Source organism: Flavonifractor sp. DFI.6.63 (assembly GCF_024462255.1).
GTDB lineage: Bacteria > Bacillota > Clostridia > Oscillospirales > Oscillospiraceae > Lawsonibacter_A > Lawsonibacter_A hominis.
Genome location: NZ_JANGBE010000115.1, coordinates 1 through 308, shown reverse-complemented (window position 1 = coordinate 308; position 308 = coordinate 1). Strand labels below are relative to the sequence as shown.

1 protein-coding gene is annotated in these 308 nt (G+C 43.2%); it reads right to left on the bottom strand.

Translation table 11 applies throughout. From position 1 onward, the window contains the following. Nucleotides 1-308: PTS sugar transporter subunit IIA (locus NE547_RS18135; RefSeq protein ID WP_256176637.1), on the bottom strand; the 308-nt coding region annotated here is incomplete at both ends.

Genomic DNA, 308 nt, shown 5'->3' with positions numbered 1-308 from the left:
ATCACCTTCTGGGCATCATCAGCCTTTTTAGCTTCCTCACCCTCTGACTCACCCTTGGCAAATATAGCTAGAACCTCATCTTCATCCTTAGCATTGATCAATGCTTCTATTATATCTGGATTTAGGAGTAGCCTAGAAAGATTAGCAAGTGTCTCTATATGAGTATTGTTGGCTCCCTCTTCTGCAGCTATCATAAAGAATAGTCTTGATGGTTGGCCATCCAAGGCTTCATAGTCAAGTCCATCTTTCTTCCTAGCAAATAGGACACATGGCCTGTTTACTGCACTTGTCTTGGCATGAGGCATGGC